15 protein-coding genes and 1 tRNA gene are annotated in these 17294 nt (G+C 65.9%); 12 read left to right on the top strand and 4 right to left on the bottom strand.

Going from position 1 to position 17294, the window contains the following annotated elements; all coding sequences use genetic code 11:
- Nucleotides 1-5: 5 nt before the first annotated feature.
- On the bottom strand, nucleotides 6-1661 hold the full coding sequence (gene aceB, locus Q1J95_RS02125; protein ID WP_300265620.1) for a malate synthase A: 1656 nt from the start codon (nucleotides 1659-1661) through the stop codon (nucleotides 6-8).
- Between the two features lie 125 nt (nucleotides 1662-1786).
- Between aceB and Q1J95_RS02120 the strand changes: the two genes are divergently transcribed.
- Nucleotides 1787-3238 (top strand): XRE family transcriptional regulator, encoded by a 1452-nt coding sequence (locus Q1J95_RS02120; protein ID WP_300265619.1) that lies wholly within the window; start codon nucleotides 1787-1789, stop codon nucleotides 3236-3238.
- Nucleotides 3239-3254: 16 nt separating this feature from the next.
- Here the strand turns inward: Q1J95_RS02120 and Q1J95_RS02115 are convergent, their stop codons facing one another.
- Complete coding sequence (locus Q1J95_RS02115; protein WP_300265618.1) at nucleotides 3255-4145, bottom strand: serine hydrolase; 891 nt, start codon at nucleotides 4143-4145, stop codon at nucleotides 3255-3257.
- 174 nt (nucleotides 4146-4319) lie between these two features.
- Between Q1J95_RS02115 and Q1J95_RS02110 the strand changes: the two genes are divergently transcribed.
- Entirely contained in the window at nucleotides 4320-4967 is a 648-nt protein-coding gene (locus Q1J95_RS02110) for a TetR/AcrR family transcriptional regulator (RefSeq protein WP_300265617.1), read from the top strand.
- Nucleotides 4957-6309, top strand: a complete 1353-nt coding sequence (locus Q1J95_RS02105) for a serine hydrolase (protein WP_300265616.1) — start codon at nucleotides 4957-4959, stop codon at nucleotides 6307-6309. The genes Q1J95_RS02110 and Q1J95_RS02105 overlap by 11 nt, the downstream gene beginning before the upstream one ends.
- 7 nt (nucleotides 6310-6316) lie before the next feature.
- Here Q1J95_RS02105 and Q1J95_RS02100 read toward each other — a convergent pair whose 3' ends face one another.
- Nucleotides 6317-7816 carry a PucR family transcriptional regulator gene (locus tag Q1J95_RS02100; protein ID WP_300265615.1) on the bottom strand — a complete coding sequence of 500 codons (1500 nt, stop codon included), beginning with the start codon at nucleotides 7814-7816 and terminating at the stop codon, nucleotides 6317-6319.
- A 95-nt stretch (nucleotides 7817-7911) separates the two neighbouring features.
- Here Q1J95_RS02100 and gabT point away from each other — a divergent pair, with 95 nt between their 5' ends.
- The 7 genes from gabT to nusG all read left to right on the top strand — a co-directional run bounded on the left by gabT (nucleotide 7912) and on the right by nusG (nucleotide 15623).
- On the top strand, nucleotides 7912-9273 hold the full coding sequence (gene gabT / locus Q1J95_RS02095) for a 4-aminobutyrate--2-oxoglutarate transaminase (protein WP_300265614.1): 1362 nt from the start codon (nucleotides 7912-7914) through the stop codon (nucleotides 9271-9273).
- Nucleotides 9274-9343: 70 nt separating this feature from the next.
- On the top strand, nucleotides 9344-10816 hold the full coding sequence (locus Q1J95_RS02090; protein WP_300265613.1) for an NAD-dependent succinate-semialdehyde dehydrogenase: 1473 nt from the start codon (nucleotides 9344-9346) through the stop codon (nucleotides 10814-10816).
- A gap of 31 nt (nucleotides 10817-10847) precedes the next feature.
- Nucleotides 10848-12209 (top strand): NAD-dependent succinate-semialdehyde dehydrogenase, encoded by a 1362-nt coding sequence (locus Q1J95_RS02085; RefSeq protein WP_300265612.1) that lies wholly within the window; start codon nucleotides 10848-10850, stop codon nucleotides 12207-12209.
- A 92-nt stretch (nucleotides 12210-12301) separates the two neighbouring features.
- A complete protein-coding gene (gene poxB / locus Q1J95_RS02080) occupies nucleotides 12302-14026 on the top strand; it encodes a ubiquinone-dependent pyruvate dehydrogenase (protein ID WP_300265611.1) in 1725 nt (574 codons plus the stop codon).
- Nucleotides 14027-14184: 158 nt separating this feature from the next.
- Nucleotides 14185-14257 (top strand) — tRNA-Trp (locus tag Q1J95_RS02075).
- A gap of 40 nt (nucleotides 14258-14297) precedes the next feature.
- The gene (gene secE, locus Q1J95_RS02070; protein WP_300265610.1) at nucleotides 14298-14561 is read left to right on the top strand and encodes a preprotein translocase subunit SecE; all 264 of its coding nucleotides are present in this window, start codon (nucleotides 14298-14300) and stop codon (nucleotides 14559-14561) included.
- Nucleotides 14562-14603: 42 nt separating this feature from the next.
- Nucleotides 14604-15623 (top strand): transcription termination/antitermination protein NusG, encoded by a 1020-nt coding sequence (gene nusG, locus Q1J95_RS02065; RefSeq protein ID WP_300265609.1) that lies wholly within the window; start codon nucleotides 14604-14606, stop codon nucleotides 15621-15623.
- A gap of 53 nt (nucleotides 15624-15676) precedes the next feature.
- On the opposite strand, the gene Q1J95_RS02060 is transcribed toward nusG, so the two are convergent.
- Complete coding sequence (locus Q1J95_RS02060; RefSeq protein WP_300265608.1) at nucleotides 15677-16075, bottom strand: VOC family protein; 399 nt, start codon at nucleotides 16073-16075, stop codon at nucleotides 15677-15679.
- Between the two features lie 171 nt (nucleotides 16076-16246).
- On the opposite strand from Q1J95_RS02060, the gene Q1J95_RS02055 reads away from it, so the two are divergent.
- Together Q1J95_RS02055 and rplK are read left to right on the top strand one after the other, a co-directional pair.
- Nucleotides 16247-16747, top strand: a complete 501-nt coding sequence (locus tag Q1J95_RS02055) for a WYL domain-containing protein (RefSeq protein ID WP_366945537.1) — start codon at nucleotides 16247-16249, stop codon at nucleotides 16745-16747.
- A gap of 105 nt (nucleotides 16748-16852) precedes the next feature.
- Nucleotides 16853-17284, top strand: a complete 432-nt coding sequence (rplK, locus tag Q1J95_RS02050; protein ID WP_300265607.1) for a 50S ribosomal protein L11 — start codon at nucleotides 16853-16855, stop codon at nucleotides 17282-17284.
- Nucleotides 17285-17294 lie beyond the last annotated feature (10 nt).

The raw sequence follows: 17294 nt of genomic DNA, 5'->3' as shown, positions 1-17294 counted from the left end.
CGCGGTCAGGCCGTCTCGGTCAGGTGCTTCGCGTAGGCGCCGAGCGTGAGGAACGAGGGGAACTCGTCGCGCAGCGCGACTTCGCGGAACACCTCGGCGGCGTCATCGAAGCGGTCACCGGCGCTGCGGGTCGCCTGGTCGAGCACCTGCGCGATCAGTTCCTCGATGTACTCGGGGGTGATGCGGGTGCCGTCTTCGGTCGTGCGGTCCTGGTGAATCCACTGCCACACCTGCGAGCGGCTGATCTCGGCGGTCGCGGCATCCTCCATCAGATTGTCGATCGCGACGGCCCCGAGCCCGCGCAGCCATGCCTCGATGTAGCGGATGCCGACCGAGACGTTGTCGCGCACGCCCTGAGCGGTGATGGGGCGGCCAATCTGCAGGTTCAGCAGGTCTTCCGCGCTCACCTGCACGTCATCGCGCTGCCGGTCGATCTGATTCGGTCGGTCGCCGAGCACGGCGTCGAACTCCGCCTGCGCGGTGGGGATGAGGTCGGGGTGGGCCACCCAGGTGCCGTCGAAACCGTCTGTGGCCTCGCGCTTCTTGTCGGCGGTGACCTTCTCGATCGCCATCGCAGTCACTTCGGGGTTGCGGCGGTTCGGGATGAACGCGCTCATGCCTCCGATCGCGAATGCTCCACGCTTGTGGCATGTCTTCACGAGCAGTTCGGTGTATGCCCGCATGAAGGGCACGGTCATGGTGACTTCGCTGCGGTCGGGCAGAACGAAGCGGGCGCCGCGGCCACGGTAGTTCTTGATGATCGAGAAGATGTAGTCCCAGCGACCGGCGTTCAGCCCTGCGCAGTGGTCGCGCAGTTCGTAGAGGATCTCGTCCATCTCGAATGCGGCTGGCAGCGTCTCGATCAGCACGGTCGCGCGGATGGTGCCGTGATCGATGCCGATGTAGTCCTCGGCGAACGTGAATACGTCGTCCCAGAGCCCTGCTTCTTCGCTCGACTCCAGCTTCGCGATGTAGAAGTACGGGCCGCGGCCTGTCTCGATCAGCTTCTGGGCATTGTGGAAGAAGTAGAGACCGAAGTCGACGAGTGAGCCGGATGCCGCCATGGCGCGGCCCGACCGGTCGGTGAAGGTCATGTGCTTCTCGGTGAGGTGCCAGCCGCGCGGACGCATCACGATCGTCGGCGTGCGCTCGGCGGTGACCTCATAGGTCTTGCCGTTCTCGTTCGTGTAGCTCAGCTCGCCACGGATCGCGTCGCGCAGCGAGAGCTGGCCGCCGATGACGTTGTTCCAGGTGGGGCTGGTGGCGTCTTCCTGGTCGGCCAGCCATACCCGCGCACCGGAGTTCAGCGCGTTGATGGTCATCTTCGGGTCGGTCGGCCCGGTGATCTCCACGCGGCGATCTTCGAGGCCGGGGCCGGCGCCGGCGACACGCCAGTCGGCATCTTCGCGGATGTGGCGGGTGTCATCGCGGAAGCGAGGGTCGTGACCGTTGCCGATCTCGAAACGACGACGCATGCGATCGGCGAGCCGGTCGTGCCGCCGCGCGGCGAAGCGGTGGTGCAGCTCGGCGAGGAACGCGATCGCCTCAGGGGTGAGGATCTCATCGAAGCGCTCGCGGATGGGGCCGGTGACTTCGAGCACCGGGCCCTGCGCGATGGTCTGCGTCGGAGCCGTCGTTGGGGTTGCGGTGGGAGTGGTCATCATCGTCATCCTTTTTCTGGGGTCGAGTGCCTTGACATCTACTCTGTGTGAAGTTCGAGCACGTAACCGACCAAATTCGTAGAGAAGAATGTTTAATTTTCTGCTTTCGTGACAGAATCAAGCGCATGACAACCGTTGATGACGCAGAAGACACCGATGCCCTCACCATCGGCCGCCGCATCCGGCAACTGCGCACTGCGCAGGCGATGACGCTCGAAGACCTGGCGGTGGCGGTGGGGCGCGCGCCGAGTCAGTTGTCGATGATCGAGACGGGCAAGCGCGAGCCGAAGCTCACACTGCTGCAGGCCATCGCTCGCGCTCTCGGCACGGGCATCGACGCCCTCCTCGAAGGTGAACCGCTCGATGAGCGCAGTGCGGTCGAGATCGCACTCGAGCGAGCTATGAAGGGCCAGACCTTCCGATCGCTGGGCATCGACCCCTTCCGCATCGCCAAGAGTGTTCCCACTGACGCACTCAAGGCGATGCTCGCACTGCACGGTGAGATCGACCGCCTCCGCGACGAGCGTGCGGCGACGCCCGAAGAGGCGCGCCGAGCGAACGTCGAGCTTCGTCATCTAATGCGCAGTCAAGACAATCATTTCGCCGATCTGGAGGCGAAGGCATCCGAGATCCTCAACGCCGTCGGCCACCCCGGCGGCCCGCTGACCCAGCGCACGGCATCCGAGATCGCCGCGTATCTCGGCTTCACGCTGCACTACGCCCCGGATCTTCCGCAGTCCACGCGCAGCGTGGCCGATCTCGCGCACGGCCGGCTCTACCTCTCCAGCAGCGTTCCGGCCAAGGGCGACGCGCGCACGGCTGTGCTGCAAGCTCTATCGTCTCGGATGCTGGGCCACGCCGAGCCGCGCAGCTACGCTGAGTTCCTCCGGCAGCGGGTCGAGACGAACTATCTCACTGGTGCGCTGCTGATCCCCGAAGCGCATGTGGTGCCCGCGCTGAAAGACGCCAAGGCGCGCCGGGCGATCTCGATCGAAGATCTGCGTGACGCGTACTCGGTGTCCTACGAGACGGCGGCGCACCGCTTCACGAATCTGGCGACGCGGCACCTCGACATCCCGGTGCACTTCCTCAAGGTGCACGAGTCGGGCACGATCACCAAGGCATACGAGAACGACGACGTGAATTTTCCAACCGATCGGCTCGGCGCGATCGAGGGGCAGATGTGCTGTCGCAAGTGGACCAGCCGCGTCGTGTTCGATGAGGACGACCGCTTCAACCCGTACTACCAGTACACCGACACCGGAAACGGCACCTACTGGTGCACGGCACGGGTCGAGGCATCCAGCGAGGGGCTGCACTCGGTCAGCGTCGGCGTGCGCTTCGACGACACGCGTTGGTTCGTCGGACGCGACACCGCCAACCGCGGCACCTCCAAGCACTCGGTCGAGGTGTGCTGTCGCCGCGCGCCGACCGAACTGGAAGAGCGCTGGCGCGAGCACTCCTGGCCGAACGTGAAGACGCCGCGGACGCTCCTGGCGACCCTGCCGACCGGGTCGTTCCCGGGGGTCGACTCGACCGACGTCTACGAGTTCCTCGACGCCCACGCGCCGCGCTGAGGGTATCGGTCGAGCATCAGCGTTCGCGAAGCGCGTCGATCGCGATGCGTGCCGCACTGCCGATCGCGCGGTCGACCTCAGGGAGATGGGGCTCGAGCGTGCGCGACCGAGTGAACACGGCGACAGCGTACGCGCGCTCGTCGGGGTACGTGATCACCCCGATCTCATTGCGCACGCCGGGCAGCGTGCCGGTCTTGCCGGCCACTCGGGCACCCGCAGGAAAGCCCGCTGCCAGTCGATGCGGCCATACCTGCTGCGACATCGTGTCGCGAATGCGCGCGCACGCATCAGCGGGTGCTGCGCGATCGGTCCAGATCGCATCGAGCAGGCGGGTCATGTCCCGGGGCGTCGACGATGAGGTTCGCGCGGGATCGAGGACAGCGAGATTCCGCAGGTCCTCAGGTTCCGCTCGGCCCAATGCGGTGTCGAAGTCGGGTGAGCGCCAATCGATCTGGAGATCGGCGCCGATGCTGGCGAGGATGTCTTCGCAGCATCCGACAACCTGCGTATGCGACAGAGCGAGGTCGTCCAGCACCGCGGCGATCGGTGCGTGGCCGATACGGTGGTAGATCACATCTGTGGCCGCATTGTCGCTGAGGGTGAGCATGAGGTGTGCGAGGTCGCGCCAACTCGCTCGAACGTCGTCGCAGAAACCGGCGGTGCCCACCCCGCCGATGCGATAGCGGCTGCCGACGACAGTGTGTTCAGCCGCGGACAGCCGTCCTTCTGAGACCTCGCGTTCGAACGCTACGGCGATCGGAACCTTGAACACCGAGGCGAGGACGACGCGTTCGTCCGCCGCGACGTCGATCTCGTGTGCGTTGACTCCTATCTCGGTGGCGTGGAGGTAGCCGGTCGCCCCGGCTTCGTCGAAGAGGTCGATGATTCGTCGCGCCGTGTGCGTCATGGAATCTCACCGACCTCGATGTCGTTGCTCATGATGCCTCCCAAATTGAATACAGCATGTATCGAGATGTGCTGTCTCAGAGGCTACACCTCGACGGGTTCGTGATGTCAAAGGGCCAAGCATCCGTTGACGTCAACTCAAGCACAGGATACAGTCCGTATCGAAGGAGCTGTCATGACTCGAATTCCTCGCGAGATCACTCGCACTCGCATACTCGATGCGGCGCATCGCCTGTTCGTCGCGCGGGGCTTCAACCGCGTCACCGTCGAGGACATCGCCACGAAGGCGGGGTTCACGAGGGGAGCGGTGTACTCGAACTTCGCCAATAAAGCAGAGATCTTCGTCGCGCTCATCGACAGACGATTCGATGACCAGCTCGACCGAGCTCTGGAAGACCTCTCTGCGGATCTCGACAGCTCCGAGCGCGTGGCCGCGCTGGCGCGGTGGATCGCCGCTGAAGCGTCTCGTTCTCGTGAATGGAGCACGGCCGAACTCGAGTTCTACGCCTTCGCGTCCAGCGACCCGGAGCTGAGCGTTCGGATGATGGACGTGCAGCGGGCAGGGCGAGCGGACTTCGCCGATTTCCTCGTCTCCCAGTGTCAGCGGATCGATGTCGAGATAGATATTCCGCCCGAGCATCTCGCGGCCATCGTCAACAGCCTCGTCCGCGGATTGATGCTCGAGTGGATGGTCGATCTCTCGACTGATGTCGCCGGTCTCTTCGTGGCGGCCTTCACACGCCTGCTGGGTGTGCCGCCGGTGGCACCTCGCAGTGACGACCGAACGCCGGCGCATTCTGAAGGTGACGAACATGCCCATTGACGTCGAAGCATGGGGCGCGCGCCTCGACGAGTTCACGGCGGCAGGCGACATACCTGCACTGTCGCTGGCGGTTCTCGATAAGCAAGAAGTGCAGACGCTCGCCTCGGGCGTCCTCAACCTGAACACCGAGGTGGGGGCGACGACGGATTCCGTCTTCCAAATCGGTTCGGTGACCAAGGCATACACGGCGACGCTTCTGCTGATGCTCGTCGACGAGGGCCGACTCGATCTGGACGAGCCGTTGATCCGCTATCTGCCTGAGCTCGCGTGGGCAGACGAGCACGCTCGAGCACAGGTGACCGCCCGACACCTGCTGACCCACACGAGCGGGATCGACGGCGACCATTTTCTCGATCTCGGCCGCGGTGAAGACGTGCTCGAGCGTTATGTCGCGACGTGCGACGGCTTGACCCAGGTGCTGCCGGTCGGTGCCGCGTGGTCATACTGCAACACCGGATTCGCCATTGCCGGCCGGCTCATCGAGAAGCTTGCCGGCACGAACTTCGACCAGACTCTGAGAGAGCGGCTTCTCGCCCCGCTGGGGTTGAGCCACTCCTGCTCGCTCCCGGAGGAGGCGCTTCGTCATCGCGCAGCATTCGGGCACGTTCCCAGTGACACGGGGCTGGTTCCGGCACCCGCCGTCGCCACCCCCCGAACGATGGGCCCAGCGGGCGGCATCATCGCCTCGGCATCCGATCTGCTCTCCTTCGCTCGCCTGTATCTGGATGGCGGGGTCGCTCCGTCCGGGCAGCGACTGCTCAGCGAGCAACTCGTGCAGCAGGCCTGGTCGCCACAGGTCTCGGTGCCGGATCGTTCGATGGCCGAGCATTGGGGCCTCGGGTGGATGATCACGCACTGGAGCGGAAAGCGCGTGGTCGGCCATGACGGAGGAACGGTGGGCCAGGGCTCATTCATGCGGATTCTGCCCGACGACGATGTCGCTGTCGTGCTGGTCGGCAACGGACCGGGTGTGGGCAGACTGATGCCCGAGATCGTCGGCGGTGTCATCGACGAGCTGTGCGCCGTCGGCCCGCAGCCGGAGCTGACACCAGGACCTCACCCGGCGCCGAGCGAGGCAGATTGGTACGGCGTCTACGAACGGGTCAACATGCGCATCGCCATCACGGCGACCGATTCCGCACCCGAGGTCGCCGTGACCGTCGGCGGGCTCGCAGCAGAGAACTTCGGGCAGAGCAGTTTCTCCGGAGCTCTTGCGCTGTCCGATGACGGCACGTTCATCACCGATGCGCTCGGGGTATGGATGCCGCTCGTTCCCTTCACCCTCGAAGACGGCACCGCGAGTGTCCACTTCGCCGGTCGTGCTCAGCCGCGAGTCGCCTGACGGACTCTCAGCCGTCGACGGCCTGCAGTGCCGCCCAGAGTTCGGCGCGCGCGGGAAACGTCGATAGGTCGGCGTCGAGCAACAGCGACGCCTGCGCGATGCGCGAGCGCAATGTATGCCGATGGATGCCGAGGGTCGCCGCGGCGGGCTCGAGGCGGGTGTCGTGTTCCAGCCAGACGCGCAGCGTGTGCTCCATGCCGTCGTGGGTGCGCAGCGGCGCGAGGTGCGACGCGGCGACCAGTCGTGCCTCGTCGGTCGCGAGGGCGCCGAGGAAGCTCGACGCCACCGTGTCGGCATAACGCACCGCCGCGGCCCGGCCAGGGTTCTTTCCGCCGTGCTGCAGCGCGGCGACAGCCTGCTCGTGAGCGCGCGAGAACGCCCGGTACTCCTCGGGCTCGGAAACACCGAGACGGATGCCGAAGCGCTCGGCGACCTCGTCGAAGAGGTGCTGATCGGCTGCTGTGACCACCATCGCCAGCCCGGCATCCGACGATCCGGTGAAGGCGGACGTGCCGTGGTCGATACGGCGCCGCTCCCACCAGTCGACGATGGCCTCCGCTGCGGCATCCGCTGGCGCGACCGCGATCGTCACGGGCTCGGCGGGGAGCGTGTCGAGCACCTGGCGTGCCAGGGACGGATCGTCAAGCAGCAGCGAGGCGAGAACCTGCGAATGCAGTCGGCGCCTGGCTGCCTCCCATCGCTCGCTCTGCGCGAGGGCGAGGCCGGCCATCGCGATCACAGAGGTGACGACGGCGCGCGCTTCGGCGTCGAGGTGGGCAGTGGCGATCGCGATCACGCCGCGCAGATGCCTGGCGCCGCCCACGGTGAAGAGGGTGAACGGCTCAGCATCCACCGTCAGCACCTGGCTGGCGTGTCCTCCGCGCGCGATGAGCTCGGCCGCGTGCTCGGCGAGTGCCGCGGTGGCGTCACTGACGAGGCGCCGGGGCGGATGCGCGTGCACCAGTGTGCCGCTGGCATCGAACATGCCCACCCACCGGTCGAGCCGCTGGCCGAGCTCGGAGAGTGTGGATTCGAGTCCTCGTGGGCGCAGAGCCGCGATGGCCACGGCGCGCTGCGCATCGAGCGCCCACGTTCGTCGGGCGTAGGTCTGCGCTGCGATCGCCTCGGAGTGTGCGCGCGCGACGGCGATGAACGGGGTGCCGTACGGCACCTCGAACAGCGGCATGTCAGCGGCCGTGCACGCTGTGACGAGACGCTCGGGTATCGCTGGCCGCTGCACCTCAGTGCCGAAGCCGAGCCCGACGATCCCGCGTTCGGCGAGACGGTGCACGTAGGAGTCGATGCCGGTGGCGTCTTCATCTGTGAACTGGGTGCCGGTCGTCAGCAGCGCGAGGTCATCCGCGAGGAAGGGCGTGGGATCGGAAAGGTCGGAGGAGTGCACCCAGCGCAGGGGGCGATCGAGGGTGTCGGCGGGAAGGTCGGTGGAGACCAGGCGCATCCGCAGGTCACGACGCGCGAGCAGTGCGCGCAGGGTCGGTTGGTCCACGGTGACTCCTCGGTTGTACGGTCTGGTGAAAATTCTCCCTGTATTGTACGGTTCGGTGAGTGCGTAGGCAGAGTCAGACGCCTACGCTCACACACATGACTCTCCTCGATTCGACAGCCGAGGCGCTTCCGCTCGGCGGCCCCGACCTTCCGCAGCGACGACGCCTGGTCACCGACCTTCCGGGGCCGCGCTCGGCCGCGCTCCTCGCGCGCAAGGCAGATGCCGTTCCTGCTGGCGTCGGGCACACCGTCCCTGTCGCCGCCGTCGCAGCTGGCGGCGGTGTGGTCGTGGATGCGGACGGGAACTCGCTCATCGATCTCGGAAGCGGCATTGCGGTGACCACGGTGGGCAATGCGCATCCGACGGTCGCCGCAGCTGTCGCAACTCAAGCCGCGCAGTTCACGCACACCTGTTTCATGATCTCGCCCTATGAGTCGTACATCGCCGTGGCCGAGGCGCTTAACCGCCTCACCCCGGGCGACTTCGCCAAGAAGAGCGCGCTGTTCAACTCGGGTGCCGAGGCCGTCGAGAACGCCATCAAGATCGCCCGCAAGCACACCGGTCGCCAGGCTGTGGTCGCGTTCGATCACGGCTACCACGGCCGCACCAACCTCACCATGGCGCTGACGGCGAAGTCGATGCCATACAAGAGCGGGTTCGGGCCGTTCGCGCCGGAGGTGTATCGGGCACCGATGTCGTATCCCTTCCGCGATGGGCTCTGCGGACCCGACGCGGCCGCTCGCGCGATCTCGCAGCTGGAGAAGCAGATCGGCGCCGACAGCCTCGCCGCCGTCATCATCGAGCCCATCCAGGGTGAGGGCGGCTTCGTCGTGCCGGCCGATGGATTCCTCCCCGCAATCGCCCAATGGTGTCGTGCCAACGGCGTGGTCTTCATCGCTGACGAGGTGCAGACCGGTTTCGCTCGCACCGGCCACATGTTCGCCAGCGAGATCTTCGGCATCGAACCCGACCTCATCGCGACGGCCAAGGGAATCGCCGGCGGGTTGCCGCTCGCAGCCGTCACGGGACGCTCCGACATCATGGACGCATCGCACGCCGGCGGTCTCGGCGGCACCTACGGCGGCAACCCGATCGCCTGTGCCGCCGCGCTGGCGGCGATCGACGTGTTCGAGAACGACGGTGTGATCGAGCGCGCGCAGCAGATCGGGGCGCTGCTGACCAGGCGCCTGACCGCGCTGCAGGCATCCGATCCTCGCATCGGCGACGTGCGCGGCCACGGCGCGATGATCGCCGCCGAGTTCGTCGACCCTGAGACGAAAGAACCGGATGCCGCGCTCACCGCCGCTGTCGCCCGGGAGGCGATCGCGCAGGGCGTGATCGTGCTCACCTGCGGCACCTACGGCAATGTGATCCGGTTCCTCCCGCCGCTGTCGATCAGCGACGAGCTGCTCGACGAGGGACTCGATATCGTCCAGGCAGCGCTTGCGGTTGCCTGAGCACGAAAGGGCACTGCCGAGAATCCGCCGCCACGATCGTCGACACCATCAGAGCCTGAAGGAGACACCTATGACAACCGCACTGGCAGCAAATGAGACCGCGCTCATCGACTCCGTGCCGCGGGGCCTGTTCATCGGCGGGGAATGGACGGATGCCGCAGGCGACCGCACCTTCGACGTGCACGATCCGGCGACGGGCGCCGTGCTCGCCTCGATCGCCGATGCGACACCGGAGGACGGTATCCGTGCCCTCGACGCAGCCGTCGCCGCGCAGGAGGCGTGGGCACAGACCGCACCGCGTGAGCGCAGCGAGATCCTCCGCCGCGCCTTCGACCTCGTGCAGGAGCACAAAGAAGACCTCGCCCTGCTCATGACGCTCGAGATGGGAAAGCCCCTCGCCGAGGCGCGCGGTGAGGTCGTCTACGGCGGCGAGTTCCTGCGGTGGTTCAGTGAAGAGGCCGTGCGCATCTCCGGCCGCTACGGCATCAACCCCGAGGGCACCGGCCGCATGGTCGTGTCGCAGCGGCCCGTCGGCCCGTCGTTCTTCATCACGCCGTGGAACTTCCCCTTCGCGATGGCGACCCGCAAGATCGCGCCCGCGCTCGCCGCGGGGTGCACGGTGGTCATCAAGCCCCCGGCATTGACCCCGTTGACGACGATCTTCTTCGTTTCGCTGCTGGAGCGAGCGGGGCTGCCTGCGGGCGTCGTGAACGTCGTTCAGACATCGACGTCGTCGAAGGTCTCGGCTCCGATCATCGCCGACCCGCGCCTGCGCAAGCTCTCGTTCACGGGCTCGACCGAGGTCGGCCGCAAGCTCATCGCGCAGGCAGCCGAGGGCGTGTTGCGTGTCTCGATGGAGCTGGGTGGCAACGCTCCCTTCGTCGTATTCGAAGACGCCGACCTCGACAAAGCGGTCGAGGGCGCGATGGCGGCGAAGTTCCGCAACATCGGTCAGGCGTGCACCGCGGCGAATCGCTTCATCGTGCACGCATCCGTCGCCGAGGCGTTCGCCGACCGGGTCTCTGCGCGCGTGAAGGAGATGAGGGTCGGACGCGGAACCGAAGACGGCGTCACGATCGGACCCCTGATCGACGCGGATGCCGTGGCGAAAGCATCCGAGCTCGTCGGCGACGCGACCCAGCGCGGTGCCACCGTGCTCACCGGTGGCAATGCGCTCGACGGTGTCGGCACGTTCTTCGAGCCGACGGTGATCACCGAGGTCGCAGCCGGAAGCGACATCCTGCACGAGGAGATCTTCGGACCGGTGCTCGCCATCTCCACCTTCGAGACAGAAGAGGAGGGGGTACGCCTGGCCAACGACACCGAGTACGGGCTCGTCTCGTACGTCTTCACCGAAGACCTCGCCCGCGGACATCGCATGATCGATGCGCTCGAAACCGGCATGATGGGCCTGAACGTCGGAGTCGTCTCGAACGCCGCCGCGCCCTTCGGCGGCGTCAAGCAGTCGGGCGTGGGCCGCGAGGGCGGTTTCGAGGGCATTCACGAGTACCTGTCCACCAAGTACACTCTGATCCCCAGCTGACACCCATAGGCGCCACCGCGAGAGGACGATGATGACCGCTTACGCCGTGACCAATCCCGCCACCGGCGAGACGATTGCCACCTACGACACATTCACCGATTCCGAGATCGACGATGCGATCGCCCGGGCGGATGCCGCGGCATCCGCCTGGGCATCGACGCCGGTCACACGCCGGGCCGAGGTGATCCATCGGATCGCGGAGCTTCACCGCGAACGCCTCGACGAGTTCGCGACGATCATCGTGAAGGAGATGGGAAAGCCCATCGCCGCCGCGGTCGGCGAGGTCGAGTTCGCCGCCGACATCATCGACTACTACGCCGACAACATCGAGCGCATCACCGGCGACCAACCGATCGAGGTGATCGGCGAGGGCACGGGAGTGATCCGGCGCGCGCCGCTGGGCGCGCTGCTGGGGATCATGCCGTGGAACTTCCCCGCCTACCAGGTGGCGCGGTTCGCGGCACCGAATCTCGCGGTCGGCAACACGATCATCCTGAAACACGCTCCGCAGTGCCCCGAGTCGGCGGCTTTGCTGCAAGCGATCTACCGCGATGCTGGTGTCCCCGACGGCGCCTATGTCAATGTCTACGCCACGAATGACCAGGCGGCGACGATCATCGCCGACCCGCGCGTGCGCGGCGTCTCGGTCACCGGATCCGAGCGTGCCGGGGCGGCCGTGGCCGAGCTCGCCGGACGCCACCTGAAGAAGGTCGCGCTGGAGCTCGGTGGGTCCGACCCGTTCATTCTGCTGTCCACCGACGACATGGGCGCCACGGTACAGGCGGCTGTCGACGCGCGCCTTGACAACAACGGCCAGTCGTGCAACGGCGCCAAGCGCTTCATCGTCGTCGATGAGCTCTACGAGCAGTTCACGGACGCGTTCACGGATGCGCTCGCGGCGGTCACGGCATCCGACCCGACGCAGGAGGAGACCGTGCTCGGCCCGCTGTCGTCGGAAGCCGCCGCCGAGCGTCTGCAGCAGCAGATCGACACCGCCGTCGCCCAGGGCGCCACGCTGCGCACGGGCGGAACCCGCAAGGGGACGTTCTTCGCCCCGACGGTGCTGACCGATGTGACGGGCGAGATGGACGTCTACCGTGAAGAACTGTTCGGTCCGGCCGCGGTCGTCTACCGGGTGAGCTCAGAGGCTGAGGCGGTCACGCTGGCGAATGACACACAATTCGGACTCGGATCGTACGTGTTCACGACGGATGCCGCGCAGGCAGAACGCGTCGCCGACGCTATCGAGGCAGGCATGGTCTACGTCAATATCGTCGGCGCCGACAGCCCCGAGCTGCCCTTCGGCGGCGTCAAGCGCAGCGGCACCTCGCGTGAGCTGGGGCTGCTCGCCGCTGACGAGTTCGTGAACAAGAAGCTCATCCGCACTGCCTGACGCTGAACCGAAAGGGCAGTTCGGCACGGTCGCATTCGCGATTACCGTGCGCAACTGCCCTTTCGTCGCGCCAGAGGGGTAGCGTCGGAGCCATGGTCACCGTCGCAGAGAACATCGTCCGCACCCTCCGCGCCAATGAGATCGATCGGGTCTACGGGATCCCGGGCGACTCGCTCAACGGCTTCACCGATGCGCTGCGCAAAGACGGCACGATCCGCTGGCTGCATGTGCGCCACGAGGAGTCGGCCGCGTTCGCCGCCGCGGCGGATGCTGCGATCATCGGTGATCTCGCCGTCGTCGCGGGCTCGTGCGGCCCCGGAAACCTGCACCTGATCAACGGACTCTTCGACGCACAGCGTTCGCGCGTGCCGGTTCTCGCCATCGCCGCGCAGATTCCGACCAATGAGATCGGAACCGGCTACTTTCAGGAGACGCACCCCCAGGAGCTGTTTCGCGAGTGCAGCGTCTACGCGGAGTACGTTGCCGACCCGGTACAGATGCCGCGCGTCCTCGAGATCGCCATGCGCGCGGCGATCGAAGAGCGTGGGGTGGCGGTCGTGGTGATCCCTGGCGACGTGGCGCTTGCTGAGATCCCGGCTCATCGCACCACGGTCATCGAGCGGACCAGGCCGACGGTCGTACCGAACGCCGACGAGCTCGACAAGGCCGCGCAACTGCTGAATGAGTGCGATCGGGTGACGATTCTCGCCGGCGCAGGGGTCGAGGGCGCGCATGACGAGGTCGTGGCGCTTGCCGACAAGCTCGGCGCGCCGATCGTGCATGCTCTGCGCGGCAAGGAGTTCATCGAGCACGACAACCCCTTCGACGTCGGAATGACGGGGCTGCTCGGCTTCGCCTCCGGCTACCGTGCGATGGAGGCTGCCGAGACTCTGCTCGTGCTCGGCTCGGACTTCCCGTACGAGCAGTTCTACCCCGAGGACGCCACGACCATCCAGGTCGACATCCGCGGGAAGCAGCTCGGCAAACGGCATCCGCTCGATCTGGGTCTCGTCGGTGACGTCAAGGCGACCACTGACGCGCTGCTTCCGCTCATCGACGCCAAACGGGATCGCTCGCACGTCGATGACGCTGTCGCTCACTACAAGAAGACCCGCGCCAAACTCGACGAGCTGGCGGTTCCGACGAAGGGCGATAACCCGATTCATCCGCAGTATCTCGCCCGGCTCTTGGATGAGGCGGCGACCGATGAAGCGATCTTCACCGCCGATGTCGGCTCCCCCACGGTATGGGCGGCGCGCTACCTCACGATGAATGGCCGACGCCGATTGATCGGTTCGTTCACGCACGGGTCGATGGCGAATGCGCTCATGCACGGCATCGGCGCGCAGACCGCGCAGCCTGATCGGCAAGTCGTCGCGCTCGCCGGTGACGGGGGCTTGGCGATGATGCTGGGCGAGCTCATCACCCTCACCCAGAACAAACTGCCGGTCAAGACGATCGTGGTGAATAACTCCTCGCTCAACTTCGTCGAGCTCGAGATGAAGGCGGCCGGTTTCGTGACGTATGCGACCGATCTCGACAACCCGAACTTCGCGGCCGTCGCCGAGGCGCTCGGGATCTTCGCGCGGCGCGTCGAGCGCAGCGAGGACCTGCCGGATGCCGTCGCCGAGGTGCTCGCGCATGACGGGCCAGCGCTGCTCGATGTCGTGACCGAGCGGCAGGAGCTGTCGATGCCTCCGGCGGTCTCGGCCGAGCAGGTCAAGGGCTTCGCGCTCTACGCCATCCGCACCGTGATGTCGGGGCGCGGTGACGAGCTGCTCGATCTTGCCCGGGCGAACTGGCGTCAGCTGTTCTGAGGAGCGGGTTCTTCCCCCCGACCTCCGCCCGGCCTGGCCGACCGCCCGTGGTTCGCCGGTCCCCGCGGCATGCCGTACACTGGACAGGCAGTTGTCTGCATCATTTCTCGTGCCTTCGGGCGCGGCCCTGATACAGACCCAGAGCCCGCCAGGGTTCTAGGGCGGTAGCTCAATTGGCAGAGCAGCGGTCTCCAAAACCGCAGGTTGCAGGTTCGATTCCTGTCCGCCCTGCGCGTCAGCGCCACGCTGACACACGAAAGGTACATTCAGGATGGATCAGGACGAACCGCGCGGCGAGATCGTCGCGGCAGGCGGCGCCGCCAGTGTGAAGAAGCTCGGCTTCTTCGGCCGGATCGCGCTGTTTTTCCGTCAGGTCATCGGCGAACTGCGCAAGGTCGTCACGCCGACGCGCAAGGAGCTGCTCAAGTTCACCGGCGTCGTGCTGGTGTTCGTGGGAATCATGATGGGCATGGTCTACGGACTGGATACCCTCTTTTCGTGGGTTACGGCTCAGGTCTTCGGGGTGCCGCAGTAAGCATCCCTGCGGCTTCGGCCGCATCGATTGGAAAGAAATAACGTGTCTGAACGAAATTCCGGCGACGCCGACTGGGCGACCGCTGCGGAGCAGTCCAGCGAGGACGACGAAGCGCAAGAGGGAAACACTCTTGCCGCTGAAGAGCAGTCGGTCACGTCGGCCGAGCGCATCGCGGTGCACATCGAAGGCGACGCAGAAGAAGCTGACACAGAAGGCGCGGAAGACATCGAGATCAACGACCCGGAGGCTGACGCGATCGTGAATGACGCTCTCAACCTGGACGAAACGGCAGAGACAGAAGCCGCCGCTGAAGTGCTGACGGACGCAGCGGCCGAGGAGACGGCTGAGGTCGAGGCAGCCGCTGCTGACGAGGTGCCGGCATACGACGGTCCTGAGGTCGGCGGCGACGCTGACGACGCGGCGGATGCACCTGCTGAGGAAGACCCGTACGAGGCGTTCCGCATGGATCTTCGGATGCTCCCGGGCAAGTGGTACGTCATCCACTCGTACGCCGGTTTCGAGCGCAAGGTGAAGGCCAACATCGAGCAGCGCAAGTCGACGCTCGAGGTCGAGGACGACATCTACCAGATCGAGGTCCCGATGGAGGACGTCGTCGAGATCAAGAACGGTCAGCGCAAGATGGTCACGCGCGTCCGTATCCCCGGCTACGTTCTCGTGCGCATGGAACTCAACGAAGACACCTGGTCGGTTGTGCGTCACACGCCGGGTGTCACCGGCTTCGTCGGCAATGCTCACAACCCCACGCCGCTGCGTTTCGAAGAGGCCTTCAACATGCTGAAGGCTCTAGTCGAGGTCAAGGACGTTCCGACCGCGAAGAACGTGCAGTCCAAGGGCGGTGTGGCAGTGCCGCGCTCGATTCCCGCCGAGGTCGACTTCGAGATCGGCGAGACGATCACCATCAAGGAGGGGTCGTTCGCCGGCCTTCCCGGTTCGATCAGCGAGATCAAGCCGGAGAGCGGCAAGCTCACGGTGCTGGTCTCTCTCTTCGAGCGCGAGACTCCGGTCGAGCTGTCGTTCGATCAGGTCACCAAGATGTCGTGACATTCGGTTTCCTGAAACGCCCCGTCGACGTCGGTCGGCGGGGCGTTTCAGTTTCACGCACTGTGCTGCGCGGCCCAGTGCGGGCTCTGGATCAGTCCGATCAGGTTGCCGAACGGATCACTGACGGAGGTTGACCACCAACCCTCGCCGCGCTGGGTGACGGGATCGAAGGTGACCGCTCCGAGTGCGAGCAGGCGATCCACCTCGGCCTGAATGTCATCGACATGCATGCTCACCAGCGCGCCGCCGGGTTCAGCGAGCGCAGGACGGAATCGCGCATCCATCAGCGCGAACTCGTCGTCATCGTCGCCGAAGCGCCATTCGGCATACTGCGGTGTGCCCTGTTCGGGGCGGGCGAAGTACGGCGGTGCGTCGAAGACGCGGCTGTACCACTCGACGGCGGCTGCCATGTCGTCGGCGACGATATTGAGATTTGCAAGACCACGGAACATTTCTTCCTCCTGTCGGCGTGCTGTTTCTTTTATAGTCGTCGTTGAAGTGATCATCCTCTGATCACTTCAGAAAAGAGGTGCAGAATTCGTGCCGATCGCCTAATTCGAGCTCTGTTGCTGCTCTAGGGGCGCCCGCCGACCACTGCGTCCCAGCTCGCAGCCGAGCTGGAGGTGTCGGTGCCGACGGCGCGGCGTGATCTCGAGGCGTTGGTGATGTCCGGCGTGCCGATCTACCCCCACTCGTGGGCGCGGTGGCGGCTGGCGTCTGATCGGAGGTGCGCGCACCGACCTGACCGGTCTCACCGAGTCCGAGGTCACCTCGGTTCTCGTCGCGTTGAGCCAGAGGCGCCCGAGCGCCCACAGGTGACGACCGTGCAGCGCATGATCGCCGACGTCGAGGGACTCGGCGGGCGGGTACGCGCCGTGATCAGGGCAGAACCCTGGGCGGTACGTGCCGTGTGCGACCGATTCGGTCGGCAGGCGCGGGTGATCGATGGTGACGGACGACTGATCGAGGTGCGGGCGCACCGGACGGATGCCCTCGCCGAGCAGCTCGCGGCATGGACGAGTGCGATCGAGGTCATCAAGCCGCCCGAGATCCGGACCGCGCTTCGCGAACTCGGGGAGCGGCTCGTCGAGCGCTATCGCACGCCAGAGTCGCAGATCAGGTAGACTTACGTGGTTTGTGCGTTCGCGCACAGACTCACCACAGTCCGGAGATGCCGGGTTCGTGGGAGATCGGATGCTTCGGCATCCGCTCGATGAAAGGAAAAGGAAATGGCACCTAAGAAGAAGGTGACCGGCCTGATCAAGCTCCAGATCAACGCCGGTGCCGCCAACCCGGCGCCGCCGATCGGCCCCGCGCTGGGTCAGCACGGCGTGAACATCATGGAGTTCTGCAAGGCCTACAACGCCGCGACCGAGTCGCAGCGGGGCAATGTCATCCCGGTTGAGATCACCGTCTACGAGGACCGCAGCTTCACGTTCGTCCTGAAGACGCCGCCGGCTGCTGAACTGATCAAGAAGGCCGCGGGCGTGCAGAAGGCTTCGGCCACACCGCACACCGTCAAGGTCGGCAAGATCAGCAAGGACCAGGTCCGTCAGATCGCTGAGACCAAGCAGGCTGACCTGAACGCGAACGATGTCGAGGCCGCGATCTCGATCATCTCCGGCACCGCCCGTTCCATGGGCATCACGGTCGAGGGCTGAGGGGAATAAT

The organism is Microbacterium sp. (assembly GCF_029263575.1).
In the GTDB taxonomy this organism is placed as follows: domain Bacteria; phylum Actinomycetota; class Actinomycetes; order Actinomycetales; family Microbacteriaceae; genus Microbacterium.
Note: the sequence above shows the minus strand (reverse complement) of the source record. Positions and strands in the feature narration are given on the sequence as shown.

Coding starts and splice junctions, on each gene's coding strand:
- aceB (WP_300265620.1), bottom strand. CDS start 1,661: ATGACCACTCCCACCGCAACCCCAACGACGGCTCCGACGCAGACCATC.
- Q1J95_RS02120 (WP_300265619.1), top strand. CDS start 1,787: ATGACAACCGTTGATGACGCAGAAGACACCGATGCCCTCACCATCGGC.
- Q1J95_RS02115 (WP_300265618.1), bottom strand. CDS start 4,145: ATGACGCACACGGCGCGACGAATCATCGACCTCTTCGACGAAGCCGGG.
- Q1J95_RS02110 (WP_300265617.1), top strand. CDS start 4,320: ATGACTCGAATTCCTCGCGAGATCACTCGCACTCGCATACTCGATGCG.
- Q1J95_RS02105 (WP_300265616.1), top strand. CDS start 4,957: ATGCCCATTGACGTCGAAGCATGGGGCGCGCGCCTCGACGAGTTCACG.
- gabT (WP_300265614.1), top strand. CDS start 7,912: ATGACTCTCCTCGATTCGACAGCCGAGGCGCTTCCGCTCGGCGGCCCC.
- Q1J95_RS02090 (WP_300265613.1), top strand. CDS start 9,344: ATGACAACCGCACTGGCAGCAAATGAGACCGCGCTCATCGACTCCGTG.
- Q1J95_RS02085 (WP_300265612.1), top strand. CDS start 10,848: ATGACCGCTTACGCCGTGACCAATCCCGCCACCGGCGAGACGATTGCC.
- poxB (WP_300265611.1), top strand. CDS start 12,302: ATGGTCACCGTCGCAGAGAACATCGTCCGCACCCTCCGCGCCAATGAG.
- secE (WP_300265610.1), top strand. CDS start 14,298: ATGGATCAGGACGAACCGCGCGGCGAGATCGTCGCGGCAGGCGGCGCC.
- Q1J95_RS02060 (WP_300265608.1), bottom strand. CDS start 16,075: ATGTTCCGTGGTCTTGCAAATCTCAATATCGTCGCCGACGACATGGCA.
- rplK (WP_300265607.1), top strand. CDS start 16,853: ATGGCACCTAAGAAGAAGGTGACCGGCCTGATCAAGCTCCAGATCAAC.